Genomic DNA, 16,842 nt, shown 5'->3' with positions numbered 1-16,842 from the left:
AATTATCTTACAAAGGCAGCAGCCACACCACCATCAACATTTAGAATATTTCCAGTGCACTTGCTCAAGTGTCCGCCAACAAAGGCAAACACACCATTGGCGATATCATCCACTCCGATGATTTCATTCAAGATGGTTCTCTTCGCATAGAAAGCTGGCAATTCTTCCACAGTGATTCCGTAAGCCTTGGCTCTTCCTTTTGCCCATTCACCTTCCCAGATCTTACTTCCTTCGATCACGGCATCAGGGTTCACCACGTTAACACGGATTTTGTCTTTACCCAACTCAGCAGCCAACAAACGGCTCATATGAACTTGGGCAGCTTTGGCAGTACCATATCCTACGTTGTTAGGTCCGGATACCAAGGCATTTTTACTTGCAATATTGATGATGTCACCACCAAGGTTCTGCTCTCTCAATACTTCAACACCTGCTTTGGACATTGCGAACTGACCTTTTACCAGGATATCTTGGAGCAAATCCCAGTCTTTTTCTGAAGTCTGCTCGATAGGTTTAGAGATAGCAAGACCAGCACAGTTTACAAGGATATCTACACCACCAAATTTCAGGGCAGCAGCTTTGTAGGCTTTTACGATATCATCACCTTTGGTCACGTCCATCAAAACGCCGCCACCAACATCTTTGCTGTAAGTACCTACCGCTTCATCCAATCTCTCTTGGTTGATGTCAGTGATAAATACACAAGCACCTTCGCTGGCCAACTTATCAGCAATAGCTTTACCGATACCGCCGGCTCCACCTGTTACCAAAGCCACTTTTCTTGACAAAGGCTGCTCTTTAGGCATTCTCTGCAATTTGGCTTCTTCTAGCAGCCAGTACTCAATATCAAATGCTTCTTGCAAAGGAAGAGAAACGTATTCTGAAACCGCTTCAGCACCTCTCATTACATTGATCGCGTTGATATAGAATTCGCTGGCTACACGAGCAGTTTGTTTGTTTTTGGCATAAGAGAACATACCAACACCTGGCCAAAGGATGATCACAGGATTAGGATCCCTCATGGCCGGGCTATTATCTCTTTTGTGCTCTTCGTAATATTTGGTGTAATAAGCTCTGTAATCTTCAAAAGCCTTGTCCAACTTGGCTTTGATTTCTTCCTTGTTGCTCAAGTCAACATCAGCAGGGAAATCCAATACCAATGGACGGATTTTAGTTCTCAGGAAGTGGTCAGGGCAGCTTGTACCAAGAGGAGCCAGTTTGTCAAGGTCATTGCTGTTGGCAAATTCCAATACACGCTCATTATCGGTGAAGTGACCTACCATTCTGTTATAGCCTGAAGCCAAACCTCTCAATACTGGAGCCAATTGGGAAGCTTGGTCTTTTCTCTTTTCAGGATCAAGAGAGGTTATTTTTTGTCCTCCAAATACAGGACGATTTTTGCCATAATTCTGCTCCAAGTATTCAGAAGCTTTATCAATTACTTCCAAACTGTTGATGTAGCACTCATAGGCAGTATCACCCCAAGTGAATAGTCCATGGCCACCCAACATAATACCGCGGATACCTGGATTTTCTTTCAATGCTTTTTCCAGTTGAAGGGCCAGGTCAAATCCTGGTCTTTGCCAAGGTACCCAAGCAATTTGTCCTTCAAATAGTTCTTTGGTGATTTTTTCTCCATCCTTAGAAGCTGCAATGGCAATGGCAGCATCTGGGTGAAGGTGGTCGATGTGCTTAAATGGCAAAAAGGCATGCAAAGGTGTATCGATAGAAGGCGCCTTGGAGTCAAGATCATAGATGCAATGATTGAACAATCCCACCATCTCATCTTCAAATTCCAAGCCTCTGTATACATTCTTCAAAGAATGCAGTTTTTCTACATACAAACCTGCAAGCCCACTACGAGTCAAAGTACCAATATCACCACCGGATCCCTTTACCCACATTACTTCGGTTTCTTTTTTGGTCAAAGGATCCACCTCAGTGGTTTTGCAGCTGGTATTACCCCCACCATAGTTGGTGATCCTAAGGTCAGCACCAAGGATGTTGGACCTGTATATCAACAGGGCTACTTCATCACCCTCCAGTTCTTTAGCTTTGTCCTCATCCCAGAGGTAATTCACATGCTTAAATGTACGTTCTAATGTGCTCATTATTTATTAACTTTTAGATTTTTGGCTTGGTCTATCTATTTAGCGAATTTACCCTATAACCCTTGAAATACTGTCCTGTTGTGTGCTGATGAAACCGTTGATATAGATTATTTGCCTATTAATATAATCGAATGGTTAAAATTTGATATTAAAAGATTTACGCTCATTAGGAGCCTTGTCAGTTGCTGCCCACAACACCTGGTTTCCTGCATCATAAGCATAACCAGGCTTTCCAATTTCAACCTCTTTTTTATCAATGAAAGCTAAATCCTTCCCATCTACATTAAGGCTTGCAGGGGCTTTATCTATATGGACCTTGATGATATAGTTGCGAGTGCCTGGGTCAAACTCCCCTTTAGCAGCTTCGACTGTTACTTTCATAGAACCATCAATCATTTTTTCAGAAGTAATTGAAGTGATGGCGTATTTCCCTTTCATATAATCTTCTGAAACCCCATCATCTTCAAACAATTCGAATGAACCTTTTTCCCCGGGGAAAATATCCAAAGTGATATCCCCATAAGGCTCTTTTTCATCATACATCACTTCTGGTTGCATAGGAATGATAGCTCCTTTCTTCACAAAAACCGGCAGCTTCTCCAACGGGGTGACAATATTGTAATAATCCTCACCTTCATATTTTTCACCGCTCCAGTAGTCATACCAAGTCCCTTCAGGAAGATAAACAATCCTTGTTTTGGCTTCTTTGGTGATTACCGGGCATACGATCATTTGATTGCCAAAGTAGTATTGGTCATCCACGTTATAGGTATTGTAATCGTCCTGATGCTCCAATACCAAGGCTCTCATGATGGGAAGTCCTGTATTATATTGCTTAAAGGCTGTGCTGTAGATATAGGGGATCAAACGATAACGAAGCTTATCATATTTGGTGAAAATTTGTTCCGCTTCTTCACCATAATTCCAAGGCTCCTTATAACCGGGGTGATCCATACCAAATACATGGGCAACAGGGCTGAACATGCCAAACTGCACCCAACGGGCATACAGCTCAGGGTCTGCCAAGTGCTCAAATCCCCCCATATTGTGGGACCAGTATCCAACTCCGGAAAGACCAATATTGATACCAGCTTTGATCACGGGGCCATAATATTGCCATTCACTAGGCCAGTCACCTGCCCAGATAAATGGGTAACGTTGGATGCCGGCGTAACCTTCACGGGTATGGTTCATCCCTCTCATGCCATTGTACTCCTTGAATTTCTCATATGGAGCCTTTGCATAAGCTACGGGGAATATATTGTGCAACCTTCTTGCCTCCTTGGAAGTTGGACCGGTTTTATCACTTTCATTGGCTTTTCGGCCAAATGCACTTCCCTCATCGGTTTTAAGGAACATGGCGCCCATTTCTGCAATCCGCATCACACCTTTTTCCCACCACCAATCAACAGCTTCCTGGTCAAATACATTTACAAATTCCCCCGGATTGTTCTCTTCTGGATATACATGTCCTTTTTCCCTAGCCTGATCCAACAGGTCCAGGTAATTTCCATTATCAAACCTTGGGCGCACATGCAGCCCAACAGCATTTAGGTTCATGGCATAAAGGCTGTCAAACATGCTTTCCGGATTCTTAAAAGTTTCTCTCCACTCAAAAGTAGTGGCTCCACTGCCACCTTCCTTACCGAACATTCTCCAGGTAGAATCTAAATGGAGGACATCCAATGGGATTCCTTTTTCCCTATACTTTCTGGCAAGTTTTACTACGTAATGGGTTGAAGTCATTTCTTCATGCCCCCAGGTTCCCCCACTGTAAGTTCCCACATGGAGACCATGGGCAAATCTTGGCAATAATGGAGACCTTCCGGTCAAGCCGGTGTAATGATACAATAGCTTGGGAAAATCTGGCCCATACATAAAGAAGTAATCCAACTCTCCGTTTTCCGCTTCAAATTGCATTTCATCCTTTTTATCTGCTCCCAAATCCCAATGGGTAGGGAAAGAATTATGGAAAAAGATACCATAACCCCTCGTACTCATAAAAAATGGAACAGGGCAATAATTGGCTTCCAAAACATTATAAGCTCCAATGATATGGGGTCTACCCAATCCACGCCCTACATTAAGGTCCAGCTTTTTGCCTCTTTGGTCCACAAAATCCATTCTTTCTCCAAATCCAAAAAAATGTTCATCTGCCATCAGGGTTTTCCTTGCACCCACCTTATCTCCATCCTGGTAAGCACCGCCTTCTTCCTTGTCTATTTTTTCCCCTGAAAGCAAATCCCCATTTTCATCATAAAAGGCAACCTTGAGGAATTCCTTATCAACTTTTACAATTAGCTTTCCGGTTTCAAAAACATACCCATCATCCTTTTCTTCAGATTTCACTTGAATCAGATCCCAGTTCTGTTTTTGGAGCATGTAGGAATAGCGGTCCTCAAATTCACCCTCCCAGATAGAACGGACCCGCACCACTTCTGGGGAGTAAAATTCCAATCTTAAGGTTTGATCACCAGAGGTCATCAAATAGGTGTTTTGTTTTTTGCTAAACCCTCTCCTACCATCTTGTGCCCATATGAGGGAAGTAGAGGTTAATAAAATCAAAAAAGCTGCGAAGATATGTTTAATATTCATGAGACTAATTATTGATTAAAAGGGTTAATAAAAGGTATTTTTATCAATCATTTTCATTGATTTCCGATCAATAATTTTGAAATATAGGTTTTAACTTTGAAAAGTCTGTACTTTACTTTCCTGTAGGGTGTATGCCACCTGATACAGTATGGTGCAGGATGAAAAGCCAGATGTTTGCCTTTATATTTAAGCTGCTGAAATAAATAACTATGCGCGTAGGACTATTTATACCTTGTTATGTAGACCAGTTTTATCCCAATGTGGCCAAAGCTACTTTGGAATTGCTGGAAAAATTTGGGATTGAAGTGGTTTACCCCTTATCCCAGACTTGCTGCGGCCAACCTATGGCCAACTCCGGTTATGAAAGATATGGGAAAGAATCCGTAGAATTATTTTTAAAAAATTTTAGGGAATTTGATTATATCGTAGCTCCATCTGGGAGCTGCACCCTTCATGTCAAAGAACATGTGCTCCCCAAAGAAGATGGCGCTCCCAAAATCTATGAACTTTGCGAATTTCTAACAGATGTTCTCAAGGTGGAAAACATTTCCGCCTCCTTTCCCCATAAAGTGGGCTTTCATTCCAGCTGTCATGGCTTGAGAGGATTGAGGTTAGGCAAATGCTCCGAGCGGATGGATCCGGAATTCAACAAACCGCTTTCCCTGCTCAGCAAGGTAAAAGATATTCAAATGGTTGAGCTTGACCGAAAAGATGAATGCTGCGGATTTGGAGGCACCTTTGCCATTGCGGAAGAAGCCGTTTCTGTAGCCATGGGCAAAGACAGGATAGCCGACCATAAAAGAAACGGAGTGGAAGTCATCACCGGTGCAGATATGTCTTGCCTGATGCATTTGGAAGGCCTTCTAAAAAGGGAAAAAAGCCCGATAAAAATAAAGCATATCGCAGAAGTTCTGATCGGAAGCCCAATCGAATAATCATCTTAAAAATGGAACAACAATAACATCCATTTGTATTAACTCCTGATGTTATTGATCCTAATACGATTATGAAAATACATCAACACGCCAAAGCTGCTGAAGAATTTATAAAAGATGATGCCAGAACTCATTGGCATGACGATACCCTTTGGCATGTTCGCCAAAACAGGGATAAATCTGCCCAGGGGATTCCGGAATGGGAAACCCTAAGAGATACCGCATCAGCCACCAAAGACTATGTGCTCTCCCATATTGATGAGCTTTTGGTGCAATTTGAAGAAAATGCCAAAGCCAATGGAGTGGAAGTCCTTTGGGCTAAGGATGCCGAGGAACATAACCAGCATGTCTATAATATTCTCAAGGAAAATGGTGTCAAAAACATTGTCAAAAGTAAATCCATCCTGACCGAGGAATGCGGGTTAAACCATTACCTTGAAGACAAAGGATATGATGTGGTTGACACGGACCTTGGGGAACGGATCATCCAATTTGCCAAGCAGGCCCCAAGTCATATTGTCCTCCCTGCCATCCATCTGAAAAAGCAGGACATTGGAGAGATTTTCCATGACCATATTGGCACCAACAAAGGGGCTGAAGATCCCCAATACCTGACGGAAGCTGCCAGACAACACCTGAGAAAGAAATTTGTGCAGGCCAATGCGGCCATTACCGGTGTTAACTTTGGCATAGCGGAAACAGGTGGCTTTGTAGTCTGCACTAATGAGGGTAATGCCGACATGGGCACCCACTTGGCAGATATCCACATTGCTTGTATGGGGATAGAAAAACTGATTCCAAGGGCTGCCGACCTGGGTGTTTTCTTAAGGCTTCTGGCCAGAAGTGCCACAGGTCAAAGCATCACTAACTATTCTTCCCATTTCCACAAGCCGGCGCCAGGCAAAAAGATGTATATCATTCTTGTGGATAATGGCCGTACCAAACAGTTGGGAAGGGAGGATTTCAAAAACTCCCTGAAATGTATCCGCTGTGGGGCTTGTATGAACACTTGCCCAATTTACAGAAGAAGTGGCGGCTATAGTTATAATTCCACAGTACCTGGTCCAATTGGTTCTATTCTGTCTCCAGGCATTGACCTGAAAAAATACAGTACCCTTCCATTTGCCTCTACCCTATGTGGATCCTGTTCGGATGTTTGTCCGGTAAAAATCAATATTCACGAACAACTCTACAAATGGAGACAATTCATTACAGAAAATGGTGAAGCAGATGGTGGTAAAAAACTTGCCATGAAGCTGGCCGGTTATACTTTTGGGAAACCGGTATTGTATGACCTGATGGGTGGATTGGCCAGGAAGGCACTGAAATTCACTCCTGACAGTTTGGTGTACAGCAGCTTGAATGTTTGGGGCAAGCACAGGGATTTGCCAGATGTGCCCAAGGAAAGTTTCAAAGAATGGTACCAGAAAAACAGAAAAAAATGAGCAGTAAAGAAGCCATATTAGCCGCAGCCAAACAAAACAAACCTCAGGCCACCCCGCTTCCGGACCTTCTCCAATTTCCGGATGAACCCAATTTGGTGGAAAGATATGAAAAAGGGCTTTCCGGTAATGGAGGCAGTTTGGGAGAGGGTGATTCTATTGAGGATATCAATAAGTATATCCAGGAAAACTTTTCACAGGACCAATTAATAGCTTCTTTGGTAGAAGGGGTTGCAGGAAATGTAGATGTAAATAAAATCTCTGATCCCCATGACTTGGAACATGTGGAAGTGGCCATCCTTAAGGGGGAATTAGGAGTTTCGGAAAATGGCGCCTTATGGATGCCGGAAAAAAATGTGGTCCACAGGGTATTGCCGTTTATTGCCCAACATTTGATCATTGTACTGGAAAAAAGCAAACTCCTGACCAATATGCATCAAGCCTACGAAAAGGTTCAGGTAAACGATGATGGATATGGAGTATTTATCGCTGGGCCTTCTAAAACAGCAGATATCGAACAGTCCCTGGTTATCGGTGCCCATGGGCCAAGAAGCCTAAAAGTATTTTTAATTTGAAAAAAAGAAAATCAAGTTTTTCCTGGGTTCAACACCTTAGAAAGGCTTGATTTTACCTAACCAGATGGTTATAATTATATTAACCACATTGGGCACAGTAGGTCACAATAGAGTATGTGGGGCTTATTTATTAATTTTTGAGTTTTTAATGGATATTAAGAAGTTGTAACTTTTCAACCTTCAAATTTCCCGACTTTTAATCATCATTTAGGTCCAATATTTTTTCTATATCCTTCATCTCCCCAAATAGCACCAAAATATCATTATTTTCTATTACCGTTCTGGCGTTCACCACCCCAATTACCTTTTCCCTTTCCTGCAGAGCCCCAAAAATATTTGGTCGGTTCCTAACTTTTACTATGGTTAAGACATTGACATTATATTTATTTCTAATATCTGATTCTCCAATGGATTTGCCTACAAACTCCTTTGGGGATTTTACCTCAACAATATTGTAACCACCCGATATACTGAAACTATCAATTACCCCTTTCATTTCCAGCTTTTTGGCCAAGCGTTCAGCGGTTTCCTCTTCAGGATGAATAATCTCATTCACCCCAATGGCTTTGATCACTGTTTCATGAGTATGGGAGATGGCACGGCTTATCAGCCTTTTCACATTCAATTCTTTAAAAACAGCAGTGGCCATAATCGAAGCGCCAATATCCTCCCCTATGGCCACCAATACTACATCAGCTTCTTTTAATGGAAGATTTTTCGCTGAATGCAATTCCGTAGCATCCATACAGATGGTATGGGTGATTTTATCTTTTAAAGCCTCCACCCTGGACATGGTAGAGTCAATCCCAATAACCTCATGACCTTTATCGGTTAACCTGGCGGCCAGATAGCCCCCAAAATTCCCCATCCCTACAATAATAAATTTCATATACGTATTTTTTTTCAGACAAAACTCAGGTAATAAATACCGATTCCTCAGGGTATCGATAACTTAGGTTTTTCACTGCTCTGGAAAAGGCAATTAATATGGTTAAAGTACCCACTCTGCCAATAAACATGGTAAATATGAGAACAATCTTACTGAAAGTACCCAGCCCAGCAGTAATGCCAAGACTTAAGCCAACCGTGGAAAAGGCTGAAAACACTTCAAAAGCCACCTTTAGAATAGGTTTTTCCGGCTCAAATAATACCACTAAAAAGATGGCCAAACCTATTACCAAAAAGGAAAGGGCAATAACCGCAAAGGCTTTTCTTAAAGTAATATTGCTGATTTCCCTTTTGAAAAATTCAACCCTGTCTTTCCCCTTGGCCATACTAAATGCATTTAACATGGCCACCGCAAAAGTGCTGGTTTTCAACCCTCCGCCTGTCGATCCCGGGGAGGCCCCTACATACATTAATAATATCATTACTACGATTGTCGACATAGACAATGCCCCCATATCAACTGTATTAAAACCAGCTGTACGGGGTGTAACGGTGCCAAAAATGCTGGTCACTATTTTACCATATGGACTTAATCCATCCAAAGTATGGTTCTGTTCAGCAAACCAATAGACAACAAACCCAAAAACCAGGAACGCCAGCGTCGTGTACATAACAAGTCTTGTACCGATATTAACCACCCTGGGAACATGCCGGTAAGCCTCTCCCAAAAATACTTTTTTTACAAAACCAATGATTACATGCTTAAGGTATGAATAATAGCTAACGACCACAGGGAAACCAATTCCACCCAGCACAATTGAAATGGCTAAAATTAAGTGCAAATCAAAATTCCCCCTAAACCCTTCTTGATAAAGCCCATTGCTCAATGTACTAAACCCCGCATTGCAAAAGGCGGACACACCATGGAAAATTGAAAAGAAAACCTTGTCTTCCAGTTGGGAAAATCCAGCGTCATCCAAGGTAAAGAAAATCAAAACAATAGTCACCCCCTCCACCAAAAATGTAAAGGAAATGATCTTCATAAGGGTACTGAATATCTTACTAAAATTGTCCTCATTAATAAAATCCTTTAAGAACAATTGATTCTGAAGGCTAAAGCTGCTTCTGAAGAAAAAACCAAAGAAACTTGTAAAGGTCATCATACCCAAACCGCCTAATTGAAACAAAAATAGAATCACCAATTGTCCAAAAAGCGTAAAATCCTTCGCAGTATCCAATACTATCAATCCCGTTACGCAAACTGCACTGGTGGCCGTAAAAACTGCGTCTATCATACTTATTCGCCCATAATGGGCATTAGGCAACATCAGAAAAATCGTTCCCAACAGAATGAGCAGTAAAAAGCTTAATATAAAGAGCATGGAGGGATTGATCTTTAGTTGATTGACTTTTAGGCTCACCTTAGATACCTCCAGCACAAAAACTAACACCGTTAGCACGCTCACCAATATCCTATCTGTAATGGTTTGGGTAACCGGGGAAAACCAAGGTAAATTATACTCGCTAAAAATAAATCCAAGTGCAAAACTGATCAAAAGGATCACTACCAGTTCAGATAGGTACTTTTTGGTAAAAAGTTTGCTGGTTTTGGCCATAAAATACAAGCCAACATACCCACCCCAAATCACAGTCAATATCGCCTTTAGGACGATTAGTGAATTTCTTTGAGAAAGAATTGGTCTTTTGAAGCCTTCTTCATAAATCACCAGAACAAATCCAATGGCACTCAATACCAGGATCAGCCAGCCAATGATTTTTCGGATTTGTTTTTTACTGATTTGCATTTTATTTAGACAAATTGGGGGGTGAATTTAAAGGATACCAATTAAAAAATGGTTTTTTTCCAATTATAATCGGGTCCCGCAATATTTACAATGATAAGCATCTGCATCATGTCTTTCTGCATGGCAAGTAGGACAAACCCTTTTAGAAAACAATTCCTCTTCCCGTTTTCTACTGGCCACTGTAATTTCTGAAGTAACAATGCCGGTAGGCACAGCAATAATAGCATACCCCAAAAGCATGATCATAGAGGCCACCATCTTTCCAAGTGGGGTGATAGGGGATATATCGCCGTAGCCCACAGTCGTCAATGTTACAATGGCCCAATACATGGACATGGGTATGTTTGTAAATCCACTTTCCGGCCCCTCAATCAAAAACATAACGGTTCCCATCACCAATATTATGGTCACTACCGCACCCAAAAAGATCATGATTTTTAACCGGCTATTGTAAAGGGCCTGGGCCAAAATCTGGGATTCCCGAAGGTAACGCCCAAGCTTGAGCACCCGGAGCACCCTCAAAAAACGAAGTGCCCGGACCACTACCAATAATTGGGTATTCAAAATAAATATGCTTAAATAAGTAGGAAGAACAGCTAGCAAATCCACAATTCCAAAAAAACTGAAGACATAACCCAACTTTCTCCTGCTCAACCAAACCCTGAGTCCATATTCTATGGTAAACAAAGCTGTTACCACCCACTCCAAAACATAAAAAATCCTACCATAAGCTTGGTGCAGGTCTTTTACCGAATCCAAGATAGCTATCAGGACACTTCCTAGGATGGCAATGAGAAGAATAATATCAAATTTTTTTGATACCGGATCATCGGATTCAAATACAATATGGGCAAGCCTTTTTTTATCGAATCTCATCATTTGAAAAACTCCTCATCCTATTTTATTAATCATTGTGCTTTGCAATCACCCAAACCGCATGAATAATGCCTGGAAGGAAACCCAAAAGGGTAAGTAAAATATTGATCCAAAAAGATTTACCCAAACCAACAGTCATCAAAACCCCTAATGGTGGCAATATAACAGCTAGTATAATTCTAATTAAACTTGCCATATTTATTTTACTTTTCTCTTAGATTCTTGCACCTTATTATTCTCCTCCTGATTATTTTCCTCCTGTGCTATTTGGTCCACCTTATGTTTATCCAATAGCAATTGGTATGAATCTTTTTTTAAATGTTCCTGCCCAGGTACCCCTATCAAAAAACTAAAAGCTTGGGTAGCCTCACTCATTCCAAATAAAATCTTGATTACCGCTACCAATGGAATGGCTAGAACCAATCCGGCCAGCCCAAATAACATCCCGCCTAGCAAAAGGCTGATAATGGCAATCAGAGGATTTAAACTAACCTTCCCCCCTACAATATTGGGGGTAATAAAATTCCCCTCCAAGAACTGTACTACCTGGAACCAACCAATTACCCCCAGTGCATACCAATAACTGTCCATGGTAGCCAGGGCAAACAAGGCAGGAATGATAGAACCTATAGCTATGCCTATATAAGGGAGTAAAATTAAAATAGCGGCAAGGATGCCAAAAAACCAAGCATAATCCAGGCCCATTACCAATAGCCCTGCTGTATTCAGCACAGCCACAATGCCCATTACAATGATCAGTCCCAACAAATAACTTTGGACAACCTGATAAACTTTTTCCATCATGGCCACAATTTTTTTTGCTGGAACTGACTTATTGGCCTGAATCAAAAAATCCTTGAAAAAATCCCGGTAATACAAAAAGAAAAATATGTATAAGGGCACCAAAACCACATTGGCCAGGGTTCCACCGGCAGAACTGAATGCACTGGAAATATAAGTCCCCGCATTGGAAAGGGCATTGTGGACTTGTTCCCGGATCTGGGCTGTAATTTCGCCGGGCTCTAATCCAAACTTGGTTTCCAACCATTTTTGAATGCTATCATAAATATTCCCAAAACTATTGGCAATTTCCTGTCCATCCCTGCCGATAACTATGACCTGGTTAACGATATAATATATCAAGCCGGATAAAAATATACTGGCCAAAATGACTGAAAGTATGGAGGCTGCGGACCTGGGCAATCGCCATTTTTCCAGCAAATTACATAACGGATAAAGGGTAATGGCTATAATAATTGCAAATAACAATGGTACCAGAATCCCCCTTAGGATATAAGCCAGGGCGACCACTAAAAAAAGCACCACCAATCTGGAAGCGAAAATAAAACTGTCTGGAAAATCCTTGTTCATAAAATAATTTTAGTCAATAATGGGGCATCTACTATTACCCTTAATCGATATTTTCTCCTGGTTGTTTAAAAATCAAGCCCATTTTTTTGGCCCTTTCCTCCCATTTACTTCTGGCCAATTGTTGCATATCCCTGTCTTCATCACTTTCATCCTGGATTTCCAGCCCCAATAGGGTTTCCAATATATCTTCCATGGTCACAATTCCTGACATCCCACCATATTTGTCTACCACCAGGGCAATATGCTCCCTTTTATCCAGTAATAGCTCCAAAACAGATGGAATAGGATAATGTTCATAAACAATATTAATGTTTCTTTTTAATTCCTTAAGGTTCAACTGAAACTGGTCTTCAGCCAATTTTTGCAATACATCATATTTGAGCACATAACCTGTAATATTATCAATGCTTCCCTTATAAACCGGAAACCTGGAAAACCTCCTTAAATCTTTCCTGGCAAAAAACGCCTTTACAGTAGAATCCTCGTCCAAAGCTACCGTCACCGTCCTTGGGGTCATAACATTGACTACCAAAATTGATTTGAAACGGATTAAATTATGAATGATCTTGGACTCCCCCTCTTCAAATGCCCCTTCCTTGGCTGCAATATGGGTCAGGGCAGCCACATCTTCCCTGCTGGTGGTAGTTTGTTCTTCTTTGTTATTAAAGACCTGTGTAATCACTTCAGATACTTTCACCAAAGGGTAAAAACCATATATCATGGCCCTTAGCACTCCTCCAATGTATGGAGCTAGCTGTCTCCAAAAGTTGGCTCCAAGGGATTTGGGTATTATTTCAGAAAACACCAAAATAGCAATGGTCAAACCCGCAGAAATCCAACCAAAATACTGCTGTCCAAAAACCTCCACAGCCTGAGCGCCAACACCTGCAGCTCCCACAGTATGCGCAATGGTATTCAAAGAAAGAATAGCAGCCAAAGGCTGGTCAATATTTTCCTTTAAATATTTCAGGGACTTGGCATAGGTTTTTCCTTTTTCCACTTGAATGACTATGTAAGATGGGGTAATACTCAAAAGAGCTGCTTCAAGTGCAGAGCACAAAAAAGACACCCCAATTGCCAATAGCAGGTAAGTCACCAATAAAAGCATATAAAACGGTATCAGGTATGAGAATTAAATTAATAAAAATAAATGGTTATCCACAATTTTACTTTTAGGTCGATATTTTGCCCATCCCCGCAATTCCACTTTTCCAATGTCGAATTTTTGATAAAGGGGGGGGACAATCCTCAAAGTACCGAAAAATCAATTCACCTCCTCCCCAAAAAACAAAAACGCGGACAATTGCCCACGTTTTCTGATTAATAAAGGATTAAAGGTTTCTTATTTAGAAGGAATAAGAGAATTTAACACTGATCTTAGTTCCAGGATTTAATCTTGTGAAGGTCTTGTCCTCAGAGTTGTAAGATCTGAAAACTTCTTTTCTTTCCTGGCCCAGAATATTCGACACTTTGAATCCCGTTTGAATTCTTTCTTCTGGTCCAAAGAACTTGTTCAGGTTAAAATTCAAACTGTGGAAAGGCACAGTATAAGTATCTGTCCTGTTTCCAAATCCAATATAGGTCAAGGTTGGCCCTTGCAAATTATAGAATAATCCAGCTTCTAAACCCTTTTCAAATCCATTATAAGAAATTCCAGTGTTGACAATATAAGGGGCTTGACCAGCCATATCCCTGGTTGATTTTACATTTTCTCCTTCTCTAGCGGTTAGCTTTCTTGACATCAATTCTGATTCAGACATGTCAATTTTGGATTCAGCAAGGGTCACATTGGCATTGAAGAAGAAATTTTCTGCACTTGGAGATATAATGGACAAAGATTTTCTCAATTCCAATTCCATTCCTGCCACGGTCCCATCTCCCACATTTCTGGGTTGAAAGGAGCCCGGTGCAGAAAGATATTGAACCATCTCAATGGGGCTGTCAAACATTTTATAGTATGCACTGACCGAGATTATTTCTCCTCTTTTTTGGAACATTTCCCACCTTGCATCAAAGTTATTGATACGAGTTGAGGTCAGATTACCATCCCAAAGCTCTTGGCTACCTCCATCCGTGGACTCTTTAAATAAGCCTCCAATAAAAGTCCTGCCTGTGATAGGGTCCAGAATTTCGGCAAATGAAAGTTCTTTAAATGATGGTCTTGCAATGGTTTTGGAATAAGAAAATCTCAAATTTTGGTTTTCTGCTACTGAATAAATCAAGTTTACCGTTGGGAAGAAATCTACATCATCCAATACTTTATCATTGTCCATCACAATGGTTTGGTCCTGGTTGGTACCGGTATAGAACTGCTCATATTTTTCCATTCTCACTCCAAGAATAGTTTTCACCTTTTCAAATGGCTCAAACTCTCCATTGATATACAATCCCAGGTTGTTCACAACGGAATTGTATTCATTAGGATTGTTAGGAATAAAAGTAGGGTTATACCTTACCCCCATTCTGCTATTTTCAGAAAAAAGGTTTTCTTCATTGAAAATATCATTGGGATCACCGGTAAATTCTGCATTTCCTGTTGGAAATTGAAAACTCTGGATCAGGAAATCTCTTTCTTTGTAAGCATAGCTGGCGCCAAACTTCAGTTTAGCTGGAGATTCATTGACGGTAAGGTTTTTGGTGAAATCAAATTTACCCACCAGGTTATCCTCATTCAGATTTCTCCAGATTCTTTCAGGCAGCCCCACTTCAGTGGAGATGGTATTTCCGGGTTTTCTAAACCTGGAAAATCTTACATCCGGGTCATTAATTTTAGATTTTGTTGGGGAAACTTTCCATTCCAACTGCCAATCATTAGTAGCACCAAAGCTGTGGGTACCGTTCAAAAGCACATTGGTAAGGGACCTTTCACTGTATTCGATGTTGAATTGTTCAGCTTCGAATTCAGCCCCTAAGTTGGAGTTGATAAAGGCAAACTGACCCACTTTGGATTCACCATTTTGCAAATGCAGAAAGTTCAGTTTGATTTTGGAAAGGTCTGTTTTAAAAGCCAGTCCGGCCAATCCTCCTAACAAAACATTGTTTACACCATAATCGCCCTTTTGGTTTTCCAAGGGCACCATCTCATATTCATTCCCATTTTGGGGTTTAGCAAAAAGGTTAAATTCGGCGTCCTCATAAAATTGAGTCTCATTGCTATAGGTAAGGGCAACATTATAACCCAGATTATTATTCCCCAATGCCACCTGGTTTCCAAAAGAAAGACCTAAGCTCATATCCATCAGGTTGGATTGTCTATAACCACCCATTACTGGGTCAAAGCCCCTTAGAATCCTTTGATATTTTTGGCCTTGAGGGCTATTTGGATTCCCAACCACTTCAGCATATTGGGGAATATTTGCAGCTCCACTGGTAGGAATGTTTCTTTTTCCATTATCAAAGCCCAAAATATCTGTCGAGCTTCCATTTACCCTTAAATAATCACTATTAAAATGCATGGAAGGATTATAACCTCCACTTGCACTTACCCTGAAGGTTTTTTCTTCAGGAAAATCTTTGGTTTCGATGTCCACTACCCCCCCGGTAAAATCTGCGGGAAGATCACTGGTAAAAGATTTAGAAACGATGATGTTGTCCACCACATTGGTTGGGAAGATGTCCATCTGGATGGAGTTTCTATCCGGATCAAGTCCAGGGATATCCACACCATTCAAAATGGTTTTGGTATAGCGGTCTCCCAAGCCCCGGATGTATACATACTTCCCTCCTTCAATGGAAACTCCTGTAACTCTTTTGATGGCGGATGCAGCATCACTATCCCCAATTTTCTTAAATGAAGCGGCAGAGATTCCGTCCATCATATTGGGTGAGTTTCTTTTTACAGTCATCAGGGCAGCTTCAGTAGTCCTGATGGCCTTAGCGGAAATGACCACTGATTCTAATTCAGCAGTCTCTTCAGACATTTGGAGGTTATCCAGCAAGGTAACTTCTCCCGCTTTTACCTCTACATTGTTGATTTCTAATTTATTAAAGGAAATAAAGGAAGCTACTAAAGAATACACTCCTGGTTCCAATTTAATTTCAAAGGAACCATCTAAATCTGTAACTCCACCTGTTTGGGTTTCTTTTACCAAAATGGATACTCCCAATAGGGGATCACCAAGGTCTGCATCGTAAATTGTTCCACGGATAGTTCCCTTTTGGGCCATGGTCGATTCAGGTAAGAAAGCTAATACCATTAAGGTAATGGCTACAAGAAATTTATTCATTTTGTATTTTGTTTACAG

The 16,842-nt window shown here is 41.0% G+C and carries 12 protein-coding genes; 3 read left to right on the top strand and 9 right to left on the bottom strand.

The genetic code is table 11. The annotated features are described in order from the left end of the window. Window positions 1-2 precede the first annotated feature (2 nt). Window positions 3-2,111 carry a bifunctional aldolase/short-chain dehydrogenase gene (locus tag QWY93_RS08740; RefSeq protein WP_290247817.1) on the bottom strand — a complete coding sequence of 703 codons (2,109 nt, stop codon included), beginning with the start codon at window positions 2,109-2,111 and terminating at the stop codon, window positions 3-5. Window positions 2,112-2,246: 135 nt separating this feature from the next. Further along, window positions 2,247-4,706 carry a glycoside hydrolase family 31 protein gene (locus tag QWY93_RS08735; RefSeq protein ID WP_290247816.1) on the bottom strand — a complete coding sequence of 820 codons (2,460 nt, stop codon included), beginning with the start codon at window positions 4,704-4,706 and terminating at the stop codon, window positions 2,247-2,249. Window positions 4,707-4,915: 209 nt separating this feature from the next. Between QWY93_RS08735 and QWY93_RS08730 the strand changes: the two genes are divergently transcribed. The 3 genes from QWY93_RS08730 to QWY93_RS08720 all read left to right on the top strand — a co-directional run bounded on the left by QWY93_RS08730 (window position 4,916) and on the right by QWY93_RS08720 (window position 7,658). After that, window positions 4,916-5,641 (top strand): (Fe-S)-binding protein, encoded by a 726-nt coding sequence (locus tag QWY93_RS08730; protein ID WP_290247815.1) that lies wholly within the window; start codon window positions 4,916-4,918, stop codon window positions 5,639-5,641. Window positions 5,642-5,712: 71 nt separating this feature from the next. Then, window positions 5,713-7,086: a lactate utilization protein B gene (locus QWY93_RS08725; protein ID WP_290247814.1), complete on the top strand. Its 1,374-nt coding sequence runs from the start codon at window positions 5,713-5,715 to the stop codon at window positions 7,084-7,086. Then, window positions 7,083-7,658 (top strand): LutC/YkgG family protein, encoded by a 576-nt coding sequence (locus QWY93_RS08720; RefSeq protein ID WP_290247813.1) that lies wholly within the window; start codon window positions 7,083-7,085, stop codon window positions 7,656-7,658. The genes QWY93_RS08725 and QWY93_RS08720 overlap by 4 nt, the downstream gene beginning before the upstream one ends. Window positions 7,659-7,854: 196 nt before the next feature. On the opposite strand, the gene QWY93_RS08715 is transcribed toward QWY93_RS08720, so the two are convergent. The 7 genes from QWY93_RS08715 to QWY93_RS08685 form a co-directional block, all read right to left on the bottom strand. Continuing rightward, complete coding sequence (locus tag QWY93_RS08715; protein ID WP_290247811.1) at window positions 7,855-8,547, bottom strand: potassium channel family protein; 693 nt, start codon at window positions 8,545-8,547, stop codon at window positions 7,855-7,857. Window positions 8,548-8,572: 25 nt separating this feature from the next. Continuing rightward, complete coding sequence (locus QWY93_RS08710) at window positions 8,573-10,351, bottom strand: TrkH family potassium uptake protein (RefSeq protein WP_290247810.1); 1,779 nt, start codon at window positions 10,349-10,351, stop codon at window positions 8,573-8,575. 63 nt (window positions 10,352-10,414) lie between these two features. After that, on the bottom strand, window positions 10,415-11,227 hold the full coding sequence (locus tag QWY93_RS08705) for an ion transporter (RefSeq protein WP_290247809.1): 813 nt from the start codon (window positions 11,225-11,227) through the stop codon (window positions 10,415-10,417). Window positions 11,228-11,255: 28 nt separating this feature from the next. Continuing rightward, window positions 11,256-11,423, bottom strand: coding sequence for a YqaE/Pmp3 family membrane protein (locus tag QWY93_RS08700; RefSeq protein ID WP_290247808.1), 168 nt, complete (start codon window positions 11,421-11,423; stop codon window positions 11,256-11,258). Window positions 11,424-11,425: 2 nt separating this feature from the next. Beyond that, window positions 11,426-12,598 carry an AI-2E family transporter gene (locus QWY93_RS08695; protein ID WP_290247807.1) on the bottom strand — a complete coding sequence of 391 codons (1,173 nt, stop codon included), beginning with the start codon at window positions 12,596-12,598 and terminating at the stop codon, window positions 11,426-11,428. 40 nt (window positions 12,599-12,638) lie between these two features. Beyond that, a complete protein-coding gene (locus QWY93_RS08690; RefSeq protein ID WP_290247806.1) occupies window positions 12,639-13,706 on the bottom strand; it encodes a hemolysin family protein in 1,068 nt (355 codons plus the stop codon). A 238-nt stretch (window positions 13,707-13,944) separates the two neighbouring features. After that, window positions 13,945-16,824 carry a TonB-dependent receptor gene (locus QWY93_RS08685; RefSeq protein ID WP_290247805.1) on the bottom strand — a complete coding sequence of 960 codons (2,880 nt, stop codon included), beginning with the start codon at window positions 16,822-16,824 and terminating at the stop codon, window positions 13,945-13,947. Between the last annotated feature and the right edge of the window lie 18 nt (window positions 16,825-16,842).

This window comes from Echinicola jeungdonensis, assembly GCF_030409905.1.
GTDB lineage: Bacteria > Bacteroidota > Bacteroidia > Cytophagales > Cyclobacteriaceae > Echinicola > Echinicola jeungdonensis.
This window is presented reverse-complemented; position numbering and strand designations above follow the sequence as displayed.